At 63.6% G+C, this 14252-nt stretch carries 19 protein-coding genes; 10 read left to right on the forward strand and 9 right to left on the reverse strand.

Annotation, left to right across the window (positions count from 1 at the left end; translation table 11 throughout):
- Positions 1-37 precede the first annotated feature (37 nt).
- Positions 38-430 carry a DUF302 domain-containing protein gene (locus tag V7082_RS09510; protein ID WP_023786340.1) on the forward strand — a complete coding sequence of 131 codons (393 nt, stop codon included), beginning with the start codon at positions 38-40 and terminating at the stop codon, positions 428-430.
- Positions 431-621: 191 nt separating this feature from the next.
- Here V7082_RS09510 and V7082_RS09515 read toward each other — a convergent pair whose 3' ends face one another.
- The 4 genes from V7082_RS09515 to V7082_RS09530 all read right to left on the reverse strand — a co-directional run bounded on the left by V7082_RS09515 (position 622) and on the right by V7082_RS09530 (position 4122).
- Complete coding sequence (locus V7082_RS09515; protein ID WP_023786341.1) at positions 622-1068, reverse strand: hypothetical protein; 447 nt, start codon at positions 1066-1068, stop codon at positions 622-624.
- Positions 1065-1739: a ParA family protein gene (locus V7082_RS09520; protein ID WP_023786342.1), complete on the reverse strand. Its 675-nt coding sequence runs from the start codon at positions 1737-1739 to the stop codon at positions 1065-1067. The genes V7082_RS09515 and V7082_RS09520 overlap by 4 nt, the downstream gene beginning before the upstream one ends.
- A 6-nt stretch (positions 1740-1745) precedes the next feature.
- A complete protein-coding gene (locus V7082_RS09525; RefSeq protein ID WP_334147955.1) occupies positions 1746-2309 on the reverse strand; it encodes a hypothetical protein in 564 nt (187 codons plus the stop codon).
- A 703-nt stretch (positions 2310-3012) separates the two neighbouring features.
- On the reverse strand, positions 3013-4122 hold the full coding sequence (locus V7082_RS09530; protein ID WP_334147957.1) for a hypothetical protein: 1110 nt from the start codon (positions 4120-4122) through the stop codon (positions 3013-3015).
- A gap of 97 nt (positions 4123-4219) precedes the next feature.
- Between V7082_RS09530 and V7082_RS09535 the strand changes: the two genes are divergently transcribed.
- Positions 4220-4765, forward strand: a complete 546-nt coding sequence (locus V7082_RS09535; protein ID WP_334147959.1) for a GIY-YIG nuclease family protein — start codon at positions 4220-4222, stop codon at positions 4763-4765.
- On the opposite strand, the gene V7082_RS09540 is transcribed toward V7082_RS09535, so the two are convergent.
- A complete protein-coding gene (locus V7082_RS09540; RefSeq protein WP_023786346.1) occupies positions 4762-6021 on the reverse strand; it encodes a relaxase/mobilization nuclease domain-containing protein in 1260 nt (419 codons plus the stop codon). The two genes, V7082_RS09535 and V7082_RS09540, sit on opposite strands and share 4 nt — an antisense overlap.
- A complete protein-coding gene (locus tag V7082_RS09545; protein ID WP_023786347.1) occupies positions 6018-6416 on the reverse strand; it encodes a MobC family plasmid mobilization relaxosome protein in 399 nt (132 codons plus the stop codon). Before V7082_RS09545 ends, V7082_RS09540 begins: the two co-directional genes overlap by 4 nt.
- Positions 6417-6717: 301 nt before the next feature.
- Here V7082_RS09545 and V7082_RS09550 point away from each other — a divergent pair, with 301 nt between their 5' ends.
- Both V7082_RS09550 and V7082_RS09555 read left to right on the forward strand, forming a co-directional pair.
- Positions 6718-7044, forward strand: coding sequence for a hypothetical protein (locus tag V7082_RS09550; protein ID WP_144083510.1), 327 nt, complete (start codon positions 6718-6720; stop codon positions 7042-7044).
- Positions 7045-7048: 4 nt separating this feature from the next.
- Positions 7049-8233: a hypothetical protein gene (locus tag V7082_RS09555; RefSeq protein WP_334147964.1), complete on the forward strand. Its 1185-nt coding sequence runs from the start codon at positions 7049-7051 to the stop codon at positions 8231-8233.
- Here the strand turns inward: V7082_RS09555 and V7082_RS09560 are convergent.
- The 3 genes from V7082_RS09560 to V7082_RS09570 form a co-directional block, all read right to left on the reverse strand.
- Positions 8181-8816, reverse strand: a complete 636-nt coding sequence (locus tag V7082_RS09560; protein ID WP_334147966.1) for a hypothetical protein — start codon at positions 8814-8816, stop codon at positions 8181-8183. The two genes, V7082_RS09555 and V7082_RS09560, sit on opposite strands and share 53 nt — an antisense overlap.
- Positions 8813-9049 (reverse strand): hypothetical protein, encoded by a 237-nt coding sequence (locus V7082_RS09565; RefSeq protein ID WP_144083511.1) that lies wholly within the window; start codon positions 9047-9049, stop codon positions 8813-8815. Before V7082_RS09565 ends, V7082_RS09560 begins: the two co-directional genes overlap by 4 nt.
- A gap of 341 nt (positions 9050-9390) precedes the next feature.
- Positions 9391-10305, reverse strand: coding sequence for a hypothetical protein (locus V7082_RS09570; protein ID WP_334147969.1), 915 nt, complete (start codon positions 10303-10305; stop codon positions 9391-9393).
- Between the two features lie 179 nt (positions 10306-10484).
- Here V7082_RS09570 and V7082_RS09575 point away from each other — a divergent pair, with 179 nt between their 5' ends.
- The 6 genes from V7082_RS09575 (at position 10485) to V7082_RS09600 (ending at position 14248) form a co-directional block, all read left to right on the forward strand.
- Positions 10485-11084 carry a hypothetical protein gene (locus V7082_RS09575; RefSeq protein ID WP_334147970.1) on the forward strand — a complete coding sequence of 200 codons (600 nt, stop codon included), beginning with the start codon at positions 10485-10487 and terminating at the stop codon, positions 11082-11084.
- Positions 11081-11482, forward strand: a complete 402-nt coding sequence (locus tag V7082_RS09580) for a hypothetical protein (protein WP_023786353.1) — start codon at positions 11081-11083, stop codon at positions 11480-11482. Before V7082_RS09575 ends, V7082_RS09580 begins: the two co-directional genes overlap by 4 nt.
- Before the next feature lie 2 nt (positions 11483-11484).
- Positions 11485-13143, forward strand: a complete 1659-nt coding sequence (locus V7082_RS09585; protein WP_334147972.1) for a type IV secretory system conjugative DNA transfer family protein — start codon at positions 11485-11487, stop codon at positions 13141-13143.
- Entirely contained in the window at positions 13140-13430 is a 291-nt protein-coding gene (locus tag V7082_RS09590; RefSeq protein ID WP_334147974.1) for a hypothetical protein, read from the forward strand. The genes V7082_RS09585 and V7082_RS09590 overlap by 4 nt, the downstream gene beginning before the upstream one ends.
- A gap of 84 nt (positions 13431-13514) precedes the next feature.
- Positions 13515-13901, forward strand: coding sequence for a hypothetical protein (locus tag V7082_RS09595; protein WP_334147976.1), 387 nt, complete (start codon positions 13515-13517; stop codon positions 13899-13901).
- A gap of 29 nt (positions 13902-13930) precedes the next feature.
- On the forward strand, positions 13931-14248 hold the full coding sequence (locus V7082_RS09600; RefSeq protein ID WP_334147978.1) for a hypothetical protein: 318 nt from the start codon (positions 13931-13933) through the stop codon (positions 14246-14248).
- Positions 14249-14252: the final 4 nt, after the last annotated feature.

Below are 14252 nucleotides of genomic sequence, written 5' to 3' on the forward strand. Positions count from 1 at the left end.
GCGGAACGATGAAGGGAACGTAAGCAGCGGTATCTTAATGACCTACTACTTCAACACGACACTAACCACTGCATTCGAGGACGCTGTGGCTCGGACAGTCCTGGCCCTTAAAGCGGAGGGCTTCGGCATCATCAGCGACATCGACGTGCAGAAAACGTTGCAAGAGAAGATAGGCGTTGCCTTTCGGCCTTACCGGATTCTCGGCGCGTGCAATCCAAAACTTGCGCACGAAGCCCTTCAGCTGGAAGACAAAATCGGGACCATGCTACCGTGCAACGTGGTTGTGCAGGCCTTAGCCGACGGCAATGTTGAGATCGCGGCGATCGACCCCGTAGCTTCAATGCAGGCTGTCGACAATCTGCGGCTCAAAGAAGCCGCGGCTGATGTCGGGCAGAGGCTGAAGCGCGCGATTGGCAGCATTGTCGGGTAGGTAGAACATCCGAAGGCCCATAACACCTTGGGGTACAAGCGGGCGCCAGCCCATCCGCGACCTCGACCGGTCTACCCTTAACAAGGGGCATTGTTGGCGACGATTTTAGCGTCGCTACACATTGAGCGCCCGACTTCGGCTTCTGGGACCTTGCCGACGAACCTCCAAGAGGGATGCCCCTTCCCCCGGCCCTACCGCAAGCGCCGACCGTCTTCCAACAGGTCGGCGTCGGCGATATCGATGCCGGCGTCCTTCAAGAGGCGCATGATGATATGGCGAACCGAGACCATTTCGCGGGCGGCGCGGCTTTTGAGATCGACCCAGGCATAGTCGGGAAGTTCCACGTTCAACGACTTCATGCGGCTGCGCGGCGTCGGTTGATTGTCCTCTGGTGCTTGCGGCGCGGCCTGCCTGCGTGCACTGCGTCTGAGGCGGGTCCGTTTGCCGGGCATGGTTTCGGCGGCAGGCGCGGTTACGGCGCGGCCCTCCTCCGCCTCCGGCTCAACGCCCCGTGACGTGGTCGAGGGTGCCGGCGTCGTGAGTGTGGGAATGCCGCGCCGGGCGGCTTCGGCATCGAGACGCGCATCAAATTCTTCGAGCTGCAAGGGCGGGAAGCCGGGTTTGGCGGATGGGCTCATGCTGCATGCTCCGCCTTCCGGGTTGCCCCCTCCCCTTCCCCGATGACGAGCACCTCATCGATGAGGGTGCGGATTTCGAGGCCTGCACCCTTATTCGGCTCGGCGGCCGAGGGCGGTGTGCCGACCAGGAACATCTCCTTGTAGGCGGAGCGTTCAACGAGGGCGGTACGAAACAGCGGCAGCCCGTGCCGTTCCATTTCGTCGTAGGCATAGTCGGTGACGCGGGTGCGCAGCGGAAAGACCTTGGTGAGCAGCAGCCGATACGGCACCTCCCTGCCCGTCTCCTGCGCAACGGCACGGATATCGGAGACGACGCGCAGCGCCTCGTAAAGATCGAGCTCGGAGGCCTGGCTTGGAATGATGACGAGATCGGACCGTGCGATGGCCTTGAGCACGGTGGCTTCGCGCACACCTGGCAGATCGATGATGACATGATCGGGCGGTGTGCCGGTGAAGAGCTCGAGGAAGTAGCCCGTGAACTCCTCACGCGCGACGGCATCGATGGTGAGCCCTGGAATGGAGACCTTACGGCTCCATCGTGAAAGCGCCTGGGCCTGATCGAGATCGATGACCTGGACGTTGGCCCCGGCGAGCGCGAGGCCGGCGGCGACGGACGCGGCGGTGGTGGATTTGCCGACGCCGCCTTTTGAGGAGGCAAAGGAAATAATCATGACGCACTATAGAAAATAGACATTAAACCGAATCATGAAAACAAGGATGCCATACAACACGAAAGAATTGAATCCCCGAAATGCCCAAGTGTGGAATTCAACAAACAAACAGTCCGGCAATGGCGCAATTCGGCAATTCCCCAAGCGCACGGTTGCCCAAATAAAGATGAGCGCAAGTGCGCTTTTGCGCTTTTGCACGATGGGGCCATTGGGCAAATCCACATTTGCGCAGTTGGCAAGGCGCGCACACTGTTTCCCGGCGGCACGTCCCGCGCGCGCTGTTCGACAGAGGTCTTGCTTTCCAGAATACGGATCGCCGCACGGGGCCGACGTTGACTGCTGATGGGCCTGTTCGGTGCGGGGTGTGGAAGCGTGTTGCGGTCCATCATCGCGCTCCTCGTGCATCTGTGGGCCAAAGCGGGCGGCATCGACGACCGGACGCGAGAGTGTGACCCACGTCTGGCTCTCACCACGCGACCCATCGGCACAATTTCCCTGGCGAGAGCGCTTCGCCCTGGCCCGATCGATGCTGCTCTGTTGCGACGCTTGAAGCGGGCCATCGACCGTCATCGGATCCAGAACATCGGCACGAGCGTGCCCTCCTGCGCCACAACGGCGATCTTTCGGCCGCTGCAAAGCTCGCCTGCTTTGTTGCCGCAGGGGCCGCTTGCTCGTCTCGCCGAGCAACAGTCGCGATCGCTCACACAGGCGCAGATGTTTGGGGCTTGTAGGGATGTGCTTGCCCTTTGCCGATAAGACCCAAGCGTATCGGCCGGATGGCCGATGCCATCTCGGAGGTGCGGCGCAGCGCGCGAAACGCGCGCGGAGGGTGAGGGGACACATACGTCGGGACCGCGTGTGCGGTCCCGTCCATATCGACCGAGCCAAGGCGAGGCTTTCACCACGCGATCCCAGGAGAAGAAGGGATAAGAGAAAGGAAAGGATACGCTGCCGGCTCTGTCGAGTCGCGCCTTGCGGGGCGCGGGCTAGAGCGTCGCGGTCTGCACGGTCCACCTTCCACCACGCGGCGCGCAGCATGCTCCACCTTCCGCATGTGCGGCGTCTCCGGACGGTCCACCTCGTGCTTGTGCACGCTCCACCTTCTGCATCGGGGCGGGCCTGCATGCTCCACCTCCCGCGCCGCCTGTGGGTAAGTCTGTGGGAAAATGCCTTGGAAGGGGCGCTGCATGCTCCGCCTCCCGTCTGCTGCACGCTCAACCTTCCTGAAGGTGCACGCATCGCCTCCCGCCTCAACCGGCAAGACGCCATCTCTTCACCGAAGTGCGCGGGCGGCGCTGATTGGAATGCGATTGCTGGCACCATCGATCGTGGTGCGCGCTTCTTGGGCGCGGGCGTTGGCGGCCTTGATGTCGCTGACGAAGTCCACATGCGGCGTCAGTGTGAAGAGGACATCGCGGATGCTGGCCCCATCCATGCGGCGCGCGCTGTCGGTGGCGAGCAGCACGCGATGTGCGATGAGCTCGTCGAGGGCGCGTTCGATGCTCTTGAGGTTGGCGCTCGTTCGGCAATTGTGCAAAAGCCCCGAGTCGCGATCGATGGTGGAATAGAGAATGCGGTAGGGGTGCGTCAGGTGAGCGTTGGTGTACTCGTGACTGAGCCGTTTGTGCAGCCATCGCGCGAGTGGCGACTTGAGGCTCATCAGCACGGCGTAGTTGAACTGCCGGTAGGAGAGGGCATTGATACTGGCACTCAACAGGGCCGGCAGGCGGGCCGTCCACATGGATTTGGGATCTTCGGCCAGATCGAGGCGGGTAACGCGGGTGAGATCGCTGAGAATGGGGTTGGTGTAGACGGCGCGCTTTGCCCCTCGACCTTCGATGGCGACGTCGACGACGGTCTTGGAGAGGATCTCGAGGGACTGTTTGATTTCCGCGATCGAGCGCGTGCGACCGCGCCGGGCGAGTTCGGTGCGGATCATATGTAAAGTAAAGCGCACCCAGCTCTCGCCGCGTCGGCTGTCGTGATAGCCGCAGGCTTGATCGGTGAAGATCTTCTTGAGCACCTCTTCGATGAGTTCCTCGTCGGTCGAGGGATAAAAGTCGACCCGCCTGCCGTCGATGAGGAGGCTTGCCGGCTGCAGGCTCAAAGTGCAGGTGAGTGTGGGGTTTTCGGCCTTGGGTGCGGGACGGTAGTCGAACGCGCGCTGATAGAGCGGCAAACGTCCCGACGCGTCGCGCAACAGCGCCTGCATGCGCGCGGAGAAGCTGTACTTGGGGAGGGCATCCCAGAGCTCGATGGTGTTGGAGAGGTTTTCGGGCTTGCCGAAGAAGCGTGTGAAGAGGTCGTACTGAAGATCCTGCGCGCCTGCGGGCAGGGCGGAGGCTACGGCAGGAAAACGGCCATCTGGAACGCGCGAAACCACGGCCCGATGCTGCCGCGCACTAATAGTTCAGTCAACGGACAAAAATCATTTGTCCCCGTGAATCCGATGGCGTTACACTTCACGTGTGAAGCATTGCGTGTATGCCCTCATTGATCCTCGTTCGGACGGGATATTCTACATCGGCCAGACCTCGGACTTGCCGCGCCGGCGTGCTGAGCACCTTGAGGGGACCGATCAGCTTTCGGGCTTGGTTGTCCGTCAGATCCGGTTGGCGGGATTTCTGCCGCTCGTCATGGTGCTGGAGCGCTGTGAGAGCATGGATGCCGCATTGAGGGCTGAGATCTTCTGGATCGAGTTGGCACTGAGTCGCGGGATGTCGCTGCTCAATTCCCAGGCGGTGGGCGGGGCGGTCAAGCGCCAGGCAACGCGGCACGCTCTAACGCAGACACTTGAGATGATGGCGGGCGAGAAGGCGGACGCTCCCGATCTGGCCCGCATTGCCAACGGCCGGCCGCGGCGGGCAGGGGCAGCGTGGTCGGCGTCCGAGCGACGACGTCTTGCCGGCATGCTCAAGGCCAACATGAGCCCCGAGGCGATGGCCGATGCACTCGAGCGCCTGCCGGCCGATGTCCACCGCGAGCTTGCCAAGGCCAAAGGCAGGCGCCGTAGCCGGCTGCATTAATCCCGCTCGCGCCGCCGCTCCTGGGGGCGCGCACGCCCAAGCGTCCGATGTGCGCCGCGCCCCTCTTTGCGGCTCCAACGTTTTTCACGCGTATCGGCACCGGCCGAACTGAGATCGCGGCTTAGGATCTGCCTGTGTTCCTCGCGCGGCACGAACCTTTGCGCAGGATCGCCACGCAGCTTGAAATTGAGCCGCGCCTTGAGACCCATGTGTTCGCGCTCCGATCGGCTGCGGGCATGGGCGATGAGGCGCTCATCGCGCTCGCGCTCGACGCGATGCCGGTTTTTGAGCTTCGCCATCTCAGCGGTGTGCTGAGCCTCGAACGTAACGCGCTGCTCCTTGATGCGTATCTCGAGATTGGCCAATGTCTTCTTGAGATCGGAGATACGGCGCTCCTGGCGTGCGGTTTCGCCGGTGAGGCGTTTTGTAAATCGGACGATGGCGGCAAACAGCCCCTTGAGGCTACGCTGTCCTTCGAGCGCCGAAATCTGCCGTGCGACGGTATCGCGCGCGGCGCCATAGAGCTCCTCAAGCCGCCGCTCGAAGATCCTGCGCCGATAGGCGAGGCGGGAGACAATCTGCAGGCGATCGGCGGTCTGCTGCAGGGAACGCTCGGTGCGGATCTGATCGGGCGATTTTTCCATATAGAGGCGGACGGTTTCGTATTCGTGCCGGGTGAGGTTGTCGTTCTTGACATATTCGCCGGCGGCGCGCCGCGCATTGTGATTGACGCGCAGGTCACAGAGAATGCGGCCTGTCTCGCGTTCATAGCGCTCGGCCCATTTGGAGAGCTTGATCCAATCGCGTTTGATATCGGCGGCGCGGCCGGTCAGGTGACAGATACGATTGACGACCACGTGGACGTGCGGCTGCGGTTCGTCGGTATGGCAGAAGACGACTGCTTGGCGTCCGTCCATATGCAGGGTTTTGAGCGCTTCATCGACGGCGCGCAGCATTTCATCCTTCGACGGGTTTTGTGACGGATCCCAGGCGAGCGTCAGGGAATAGACCGGCTTCTTGCAGCGCTGTCCGGTCAGCCGTTCGCCTGCGGCGGCCTTGAGTTCTTTCTGGTGCGTGGCGGTGAAGGCCATGATGCGCCAGGCCCGTTCAACATTGTCGGTCGGCAAGTTCCGTGTCTGGGTCCAGGCAACACGGTCCGACGTCGCCGGACCGGGATCACCCTCACGACGCTTGTCGTGCGCCATGTAGGACACGCAGCCGCGAAACGAGGTGCCGGTGGTGACAACCGGGATCATGCGCCACCTTCCAGATCCATCATGCGATCGAGCGCGTCATTGATCTCATCGAGAACCTGATCGAGACCGGGCGGTATGAGGCCTGAGGCGTTGGCGATGCGGGTCAGCTGATTGAGGTTGACGCCGATGGCATTGATCTCACGCACGAGCGGCAGATAGGTCGGCCGGAACATGGGCGTCTCGGCGCGCGGTGGCGGGACGGCGGTTCGCCCGAGCGCGGCATGACGCACGAAGTCAGAGAGCGACATTTGGGCGGCGACGGCGGCCGAGAGGATAGCCTGCTGCTCGAGCGGTGAGACGCGGGTTGCAATCACCTGCGAGCGCCGCTCGGGATCGGGCGGTTGCGCCACCCTCTGGGCCGAGGGATCGCGTCGCTTGTTGCGGGCTCCAGCCATCGGGTGTGCTCGCCATCCAATCTTGCGCGGGTGCAGGTAAGTGCCGCGCGCTGAGCCGTGGGGTGTCGGTGCAGGAAGGGGCCGCGGAAGGCCCCTTAGCCCTGCCCAGATGGGTTTGTTTACAAACCTCTATCTGGCTACCCCGCTAAAAGCGCGATTTAGCACAATTCATTTGACACAAAAACCAGAATTCAAAGAATTATAGAAACACGTCGCGAGGGAAATAATAAATAAAAGCATAAACTCAAAAGAGGGTCAGAATAAATCTATGAAAAGCGTATTTGTGCGTAAAGCAAAAAATTTGATCGGACCGGTTTTCTCCGGCCCGATCAAGGCCGCTGCCGAGACTTTGGCGCGGCCCGAGGCAGCGACAGCGGCCCATAAAGCCGTGCCGCACGCCGGTGCAGAGGCGACGCAGGCCTGGCGCATCCTGGAAGCGCGTTTCGGCACCGTTCCAACGCCGGACACGCAGTCCCGCGTGCAGAAAAACCTTTCGATTGCGCGCGGGGATGCCGACCGCATGGCAGGCCTGGCTCGCCGGGACGGCCTAAGCCAGGCCCGCCTGCTGGCGCACGCGCTCGATTGCTATGAGGCCGCCTATGGTGGTCTGGAGCCGGAGGGAGGCTAGGGCTATGCGGGCGTTGCTGGTCGGCTTGTCGGTGATTGCCGCCTTCGTGCTCATGGCGGTGTCGGCGCATTTGAACTACGGCTTCATGGCGGGGTTTGCGCACACCTCTGAGGCGGCGATGGCGCTCGGCGCGGCCGCCGTGGCCGGCGACATCCTGAAGGCCTGTCTGCCGTTCTTTCTCGTCCTCGCCTGGCGGTCGCGCCGATGGCTATTCCTAGTGCTAGGAGCGCCGGCATGGGGTTTGCTTTCGGCGGTCTCGCTGCTTGCTGCGCTGGGCTATGCCGCAGACATCCGCGACCGGCACGCCCAGGTTCGCCAGACCGAGACGGAGCTTTTGAGGCGCGCCGTCGCAGACGAGACTCGCCTTGTGCGCCGCGTTGAAGCGACGAACGAAGCGCGCTCGCCTGCTGTCATCGAGGCAGACTTGGCGGCGCTGCGCCAGGATGCGCGTTGGACGACGTCGGTAGCGTGCACGGAGGCCACGGTCCGAGCCTCGCGCACGTACTGCGCGCACTACCTCTCGATGAAGGGCGAGCTCGAAACCGCGCGCGATCGGGTGACGTGGGAGGATCAACTTACAGAAGTGCGCCGCGAGATCGCGCGCTTGCGTGCGGACGGGGCGGGCTTGATGCGCGAGCCGCAGGTCGAGATGCTCGCGATGCTATCGGGTGAGAGCGCGCCGCGTGTGCGCACGGCCCTGGTTCTGCTGGCGGCGCTCTTTCTCGAGGTCGGCAGCGGTCTCGGTCTTTACCTGGCGCTACAACACAGCGCGCCGCGTGCCGCCTCCGTCCGCGAAAGCGCCAAGCGTCTGCCAGAGGCTGCGGCCCCGATCGCACTGCCCTCCGCGCAGTCGGCGCGGGCGCGGATGGAAGCGTTCTGGGTTGCGCGCATTGTGCCCGCGCCTGGCGCGCGGCTCTCGATCGACGCGGCCTGGTCCGCCTATGAGCAGTGGTGCGCGGGCTCGTCGGCAGAGCCCGTGTCACGTGCCGGTTTCGATGCGCTGTTCTGGGCGCTCGTCGCCGAGTTGCGTCTGTCGCGCACGACGACGGCCGTGCGCGGCCTTGCGCTTGCGGCAGGACCGGAGGCCTTCCGCGCGCGCCTGCCTGCGTCGAACGCAGGCAGGCCACGCCATGCGATCACTGCCGCGCACGACGTTGCGATTGGAAGGGGGCTGTCGAGAGCCACCTGAGCTCGGTGGTTGCGACCGGCGTGCTTGTCCACACGGCCCAGCAGTAGCGGTGTGTGCGCGTCCACCGGTTGGCTTCGGTCGGATTGCCCTGGGGAAAGCAGGTGCAGTCATCGAGCACGAACACGCGCGCCGGCGGCCGTTTGATCCAACTGGCATGGCGAGCGGGATGGGCCAGTGAACTCAGGTTGAGCAGCATGGCGACCTTGCCGCCGGTATGGGCGGTAAGCGCGAGGGCCTTGCGCACGAAGCGATCGGCGAGACCATCGCCATAGGGCGGATTGGTGACAATGTGTTTGCCGCGCGGGATTTCGCATTCGAGAAAGTCGAGCCCGGCCTTGCCGTACCCGTAGTCGGCAAGATCGGATGCAAAGACCTCATAGCCGGCGCGCACGATCTCTTTGGCCATCCAGCCTTCCCCGCAGGCACATTCCCAGATGGAGCCGTCGAAGCGTTCGGCGTCGAGGAAAGCGCGCGTGGCGGCGGGTGGCGTCGGATAATACTCGTTTGGCGCCCGGTTTGGGGCGAGCCGGGGCCCGCCGGGAAGGCGGCGGGCCGGGCTGATCTGTTGGCAATCGAGGCTCATGCGAACCCCCGATCGTTCGATGTGACGGGGCTGAGGAAGATGACGCCGGCACCGGCGCGACCGAACCCTTCCGGCACGACATCGAGGCGCATGATTGCGCCCTTGCCGGATTTCCGCGCCCACACGGCGCCGCACTCGACGGGCTTGGAGAGTTTCTCGCCGGTCTCGTCGCGACCGATGACGGCCGAGAAGGAGACGCGGTGGGTTGGCAGGGCTTTTTGGGAGGTGCTCATGATGAGATCCTTTCTTGTTATTGCGACGGCCTGATTGCCGTCGTGAGGCCTGAGACGCACATCGCCCGCTCCCGACGCGCCAGCAAAACGAACGGGATGGCACGCCCCGGCTTTGGCCGGCGTGGCGTGCCCCTGTTTGGGCTTGCTTGCGCGAGCGCGACGCGCGGTCGGGAGAGATGTGCGAGGCCCACGACGCTGACGGCAATCAGCGCGGTCTGCGATCAAGAAGGAGAGGAGTTTTGAGCAGAACAAGCTCAGGCGCGAACCCCGTGACGCCCGACGTCACGCGGGCGAAGATCAGCGGCGATGCTCGGACGGGCCCGTGTGCCGCCCCGTGAGGATCAGCGTTTGGCCTTGTCGGCGAGGCGGGGCGGGAGCGCGGTGCGTCGGGTCGGACGTTTTCTCCGGCGCACACCGGCGGCATTCCGGAGCGCCAGTTCGTCGGTCAGTTGCTGAATAACGGGCTCGAGCCAAAGATCCTTGATGATGGTGTCGTCCTCGAACTCCAGCAGAGGCACGAAGTCGTACTTGATCTTATCGCGCTGCGATGCCGGCACGCGCACGAGCACACTCGTTGATCGCAGATACTGGCCGCGTTCGGGTTCGTATTGCAGCGTGTACATGCGGGCCCGATTGATGCCGTGCGCACCTGAGGACTGCTTTTCGATCATGCACATCATGGCCATGCCGTCCTCGAGATCCTCGCGCGCCCGCATGATTGCGAAGTAGGACCTGCCGCCGCGGGCGGTGGCATAGCCCTCCCAGAGCAGGCGCACTTCGGGCAGGCTGCCGATCTGCGGGCGATATTGTTCCTCCTCGATGAAGAGTCGAGGTTTTTCGGGATCGTTCTGGAAGCGCAGGGAAACGCGTCCGAGGCGCATGTATCGGCTATTGGTGAGCGAGTGCGCGTAGGTCTGGTAGTGCCCTTCGATGTGCAATGCGCTCTTGGCCATCTTGGGACCGTTGGTGCCGTAGAAGAGGGCCAGGTCGAGATCGCACTCGGGCAATGTATGGGGCAGAAGCGTACGATCCTGTGACCGGACGAAGGCGGTGAGCACATCGCGCGTGTGCGGGCTGATGGGGCGGCCGCTCATGGCGTGACAGACGGCATTGTAGGAAATGCCGGTGGGGCTGCCGTAGCGATCCGGGTTCTTGTTGATCAAATTGCGAACGTTATTGGCGTTCCAGAGCTCCCGATCCTGTTCTCGCAACTTCCGAAGCGCTTTCTTCAGTGCCGGATCGGCCTGTCCCCGCATGGCAGTCTCCCCCTTGGCGTCGCTCCGTAAAGAGTGTCGCCAATTCACTTCTGACGCAAGTAAGAGGTGAACGGATGGACCGTAAAAGGAGAATGGCTCGGTAATCAGGGGAGCCATTGCGCCGCTAGGATTCCTGCAGTTCCCGCCCAGACGGGGACGATGAAGCAGGAGCAGACCTCATGATCGACGTGACAAGACTTGCCGGCAGCGCGGGTGTTCTTGCTGGCGCGGCGCTTCTCTGGTGTGCGGGTTCGTATGTGGCCGCACCGACCATTGGCGAGCGGTTGGTGATCAAGGGCGGGGAGATTGCGCGCTGCACGGCTGCGCTGAAGAGCGCTGCGGCAGAGAGCACCGAAGCTGCGATCGCCGCCGTACCCAAACCGCGCGAGATCCCCGACACCGGTGTCGCCATGCGACAGATCATGGGCAGCATTTTCGGCGCGTATCCCGGCGGCAACGCGTACATGCAGCGTTATGGGGGGCAGTTCGAGCAATTTGGCCGAAGCATTGCGGCGCCGCTCGAAGCGCAGGTCGACGCGGCGCGCGAAGACTACAATGCGGTTGTTTCCCGTGTGCGTCAGGTTGGGGAGCTCAATGCCGCGGCATCGGGCGATGTCTGTACCTGCCGCGCACGCGCGGTGATCAACAGCTCTGACGGCCGATCGGGTGTTGCCTGGCATGTGGGGTCACTCGGTTTCATCAGCGCGTTCCCGGTGAGTGATTGGCAGAGCGCCATGCGGCGCTCGGAGATCGTCGCAGCGTGCGAGGTGCGCGCATGACGGAATTCTATCGCTGCGGCAGATGGGCCGTGACACCGGATCGTGTCGAGACCCCACGCAAGGACTTCGATACACGCAGCATCACGGCCGTCGAAGTCTCGCGCATGCCGTTCTGGAGTGCATTGGGCCTTGCGGCCGGGGCCGTGCTCACGACGTTCTTTCTGCATCACATTCTCTACCTGTCGGAGATTGCGGGCGTGCTGCTCGCATCGGGCGTCGGTGTGTTTGCGGCCTCGCAGGTCGGCACCATGCAGGTGAGCGGCGCGAGCTGGCGCGGCACCGAGACCGGCTACGTGTGGGGCCCGTTGTGGCGGCTTGAGGCCATGCGGTCTGCCATCCGAGCGGCACAGGTGGCTCACCGGACCGAAATCGGGCGCGACCTGCACGAGGGGAGGTGATCATGGAGGCGGCACACGGGACGTTGCTGCGTACGATCAACAGACATTGTCTTTCGGTCATTGTCTGCGGGGGCATTGGCTGGGCGCTGCTCTCGGCTCACGATCCCATGGCGCAGATTTTGGGCCACGGATTGATTGTGCTGGCTGGCATTTCGCTGATCTCGGCCGCACGCTGTTTCTGGCAGGACGTCGGTCTCCGGCGGCAACTGCATGTCTTTCGCACGCAAGGGGCGGGCCTTCACACGGCGCGATGGGCGAATGAGGCTGAGATGGCGGCGGCCGGCATGTTTGACGGCATCGGCCGACCGCTCGGACTGAGCATGAGCGGTCGCGCCATTTTCGAGCCGCACCGGCTGCATCCGGTGCATAGCAAGGTGATTGCGACCAGTGGGGCCGGTAAGACGATCGGCGCGGTGGTGACGGCGATCATGCATCAGGCGTTGTCGCCGGACCGTCCGTCGATGGTGATCTTCGACGTCAAGGGCGAACTCGCCGGTCAATGCGCCGACCCCTTGCGCCGCGCCGGCATCGAGGTTGCCGTTGTCGACGATACCGATCTGCTGCGCTGGCGTCCGGCCACGCGGCTCAATCCGTTTGGTCTGATTGTGCGCGCGGCACGCCATGGCTTGCAGGAGCTGGCCACGCTCGTTCGGATCGCGGCCCTCACGCTTGAGCCCGAGCCTGAGGGAGATGCGCGCAACAAGTACTTCAGAGACGGCCCCCGGGATCTTCTCCGCTTCGTCATTGAGCATCTGGCCCGCATTTGTCCGGAGGATTGTACGCCGTCGGCAGCCTGCCACGTGCTTGGCTCGGACGATCTTCTGGATCGCGCGCTCGAAGAGGAGGAAGTCCACGATAGCGCGCTGGGCCTCCTGGCGCGGCGGCTGATAGAGAAGCGGTCTCAGAACCCGCAGCATTTTGCCGACTTCCGCAGCACCGCGCTGCAGCGGCTCGAGGTTTACGAAGAGGGCGGCCTGTTATGGGAGGCGGGGAGTGCGGCGAACCTCGCGCACGAAGAGATCCGCTCCCGCCAGATCGTCGTGTTCCTGGTGGCAGGCCTGCAGCATCTGCGCGACACCCGCCCGCATTACATCCTGCATCTGGCGGCCTTTCTGCACGTGGCCAAGGAGCCGGGGCGGAGGGTCGAGTTCATCATCGACGAGTTCACCAACGCGCCCGTCGCCGGTCTGGTTGAAGACCTCACGATCATTCGCCAGTTCGGTTCGCGCGTTCTGATGGTGGCCCAGGCCGAGAGCGAAATTGAGCGTCAGTTCTCCGATAAGTCCGCTCGCACCATTGATGCTGTCACCGCCATCAAACAGGTGATGGGCGTGAGCACGTGGGATGAGGCCCGGCGCGTGAGCGAGGCCTTGGGCCGAACGCATCATGTGGTGGCGAGCTACGGGCACACACCGCGCGAGGACCAGCTGTCGACCACGTTCAGCGATCAGGGCCGCCCGCTGATGTCGCCGGAGGAGGTGCTGGCACTGCCGCGTCATGAGCAAATCATCTTCTGCGACGGCTTGAAGCCCATTCGTGCGCGCAAGCTCTACCAGAACGAGATCGCGCCGATTTGCGACATGCTCGATACGAACCCACTCGAAGCGGCCAAGTTGCCGTCCGAACCGATCGTCGACATCAGCTACGGAGAGCCGGTATGAGCCACCGCAACGTCGTCAGGATCGTCCGCGAGGTGCGTCGGGAGACGCAGAGCGACGCCCGCTTTCGGGTTCTGTCACCGCGTCACGTTCTGTGGCTGTCATGGCCGCTTGCGGCGTGTCTCGTCTATTTCGCACTCGGGCTGCCGTACCTGAGATTGTCCTACGCCTATCACGAGACGGATGCCGGGCTCCATTACAGCCGCTGCACGTACTGGGCGCCTTGGGGGCGGCACGAGCGTCGTCCATCCGACGGCGAATGTCCGTTGATCGGCTTTCATCGGTCTTGAGCGGTGCCGGCTATGGACCCCTTCCGCCCGCATCTGAAGGACCGTCTGCGTCGCGCGTTCCGCGAGGGTAGCGAGCAGGAGCTCATGCGCCGCGCCCGCACGCCGGACGAGATCACACGCATACGTAAGATTGCAGAAAGGGCCGCGATCCGCATCAACAGGGCCGAGCATTTGTTTCGCGAGCTCTATGAAGCGCGGATTAGCCGGGAGACGAAGCGGTTGATGAACGAGCGCGCGGCCTTGAAGAGAGAGCTCAAGTTCTCAGGGGTCCGCAGCGACGCCTTCGACGGTGTCTTGCTGCGCCATGCGGCAGAGCGTGCGGCGCGGCAACGTCAGGAGCAGCTCGTTGCCCGCATCCGGCAGGCGGCCGACCAGCAAAAACGCGCGGTTGTCGGCTTGCCGGAGCGCAAGAAAGGGCAGGTGCGAGAGCCATTGCGTGCGGTGTTCGAGCGCACGCGCCAACGATCCTGAAGCAGACGCAACATGAAAAGGAGCGCACAATGTTCGATGACCGGATGTTCGGCAAGCTGAATGGCATCAAGCCGCTGTCACGGGACGAACGCAAGGCATTGCGCGAGCGAATGAGTTCGGACTGGGACCGACGCACCTTCGAGCGCATCGAGCGAGCGCACCAGCCGACACCACCGCCGGCTGCGGATGATTTGGGCCGTCCTCTCACCCGCGAAAGCAAGGCGGTGTGGAACTTCGGCAATGAGCTCAACCGCCGCATCGAGGCACGCGAGCTGCGTAGATTGGCCGAGCGCGTGCAAGAGCGTGAGCGGCAACGGCTCGACCGCCATCACACGCGTCAACGCTGAGGAG

It is taken from the genome of Hyphomicrobium sp. (assembly GCF_036833075.1).
In the GTDB taxonomy this organism is placed as follows: domain Bacteria; phylum Pseudomonadota; class Alphaproteobacteria; order Rhizobiales; family Hyphomicrobiaceae; genus Hyphomicrobium_C.

What these genes read in the sequence shown, in the direction of transcription:
- V7082_RS09595 (WP_334147976.1), top strand. Translation starts at nt 13,515, where the DNA reads ATGCGCCGCGCCCGCACGCCGGACGAGATCACACGCATACGTAAGATT.
- V7082_RS09520 (WP_023786342.1), bottom strand. Translation starts at nt 1,739, where the DNA reads ATGATTATTTCCTTTGCCTCCTCAAAAGGCGGCGTCGGCAAATCCACC.
- V7082_RS09510 (WP_023786340.1), top strand. Translation starts at nt 38, where the DNA reads ATGACCTACTACTTCAACACGACACTAACCACTGCATTCGAGGACGCT.
- V7082_RS09525 (WP_334147955.1), bottom strand. Translation starts at nt 2,309, where the DNA reads ATGACGGTCGATGGCCCGCTTCAAGCGTCGCAACAGAGCAGCATCGAT.
- V7082_RS09565 (WP_144083511.1), bottom strand. Translation starts at nt 9,049, where the DNA reads ATGAGCACCTCCCAAAAAGCCCTGCCAACCCACCGCGTCTCCTTCTCG.
- V7082_RS09545 (WP_023786347.1), bottom strand. Translation starts at nt 6,416, where the DNA reads ATGGCTGGAGCCCGCAACAAGCGACGCGATCCCTCGGCCCAGAGGGTG.
- V7082_RS09600 (WP_334147978.1), top strand. Translation starts at nt 13,931, where the DNA reads ATGTTCGATGACCGGATGTTCGGCAAGCTGAATGGCATCAAGCCGCTG.
- V7082_RS09590 (WP_334147974.1), top strand. Translation starts at nt 13,140, where the DNA reads ATGAGCCACCGCAACGTCGTCAGGATCGTCCGCGAGGTGCGTCGGGAG.
- V7082_RS09515 (WP_023786341.1), bottom strand. Translation starts at nt 1,068, where the DNA reads ATGAGCCCATCCGCCAAACCCGGCTTCCCGCCCTTGCAGCTCGAAGAA.
- V7082_RS09575 (WP_334147970.1), top strand. Translation starts at nt 10,485, where the DNA reads ATGATCGACGTGACAAGACTTGCCGGCAGCGCGGGTGTTCTTGCTGGC.
- V7082_RS09560 (WP_334147966.1), bottom strand. Translation starts at nt 8,816, where the DNA reads ATGAGCCTCGATTGCCAACAGATCAGCCCGGCCCGCCGCCTTCCCGGC.
- V7082_RS09570 (WP_334147969.1), bottom strand. Translation starts at nt 10,305, where the DNA reads ATGCGGGGACAGGCCGATCCGGCACTGAAGAAAGCGCTTCGGAAGTTG.
- V7082_RS09580 (WP_023786353.1), top strand. Translation starts at nt 11,081, where the DNA reads ATGACGGAATTCTATCGCTGCGGCAGATGGGCCGTGACACCGGATCGT.
- V7082_RS09555 (WP_334147964.1), top strand. Translation starts at nt 7,049, where the DNA reads ATGCGGGCGTTGCTGGTCGGCTTGTCGGTGATTGCCGCCTTCGTGCTC.
- V7082_RS09540 (WP_023786346.1), bottom strand. Translation starts at nt 6,021, where the DNA reads ATGATCCCGGTTGTCACCACCGGCACCTCGTTTCGCGGCTGCGTGTCC.
- V7082_RS09585 (WP_334147972.1), top strand. Translation starts at nt 11,485, where the DNA reads ATGGAGGCGGCACACGGGACGTTGCTGCGTACGATCAACAGACATTGT.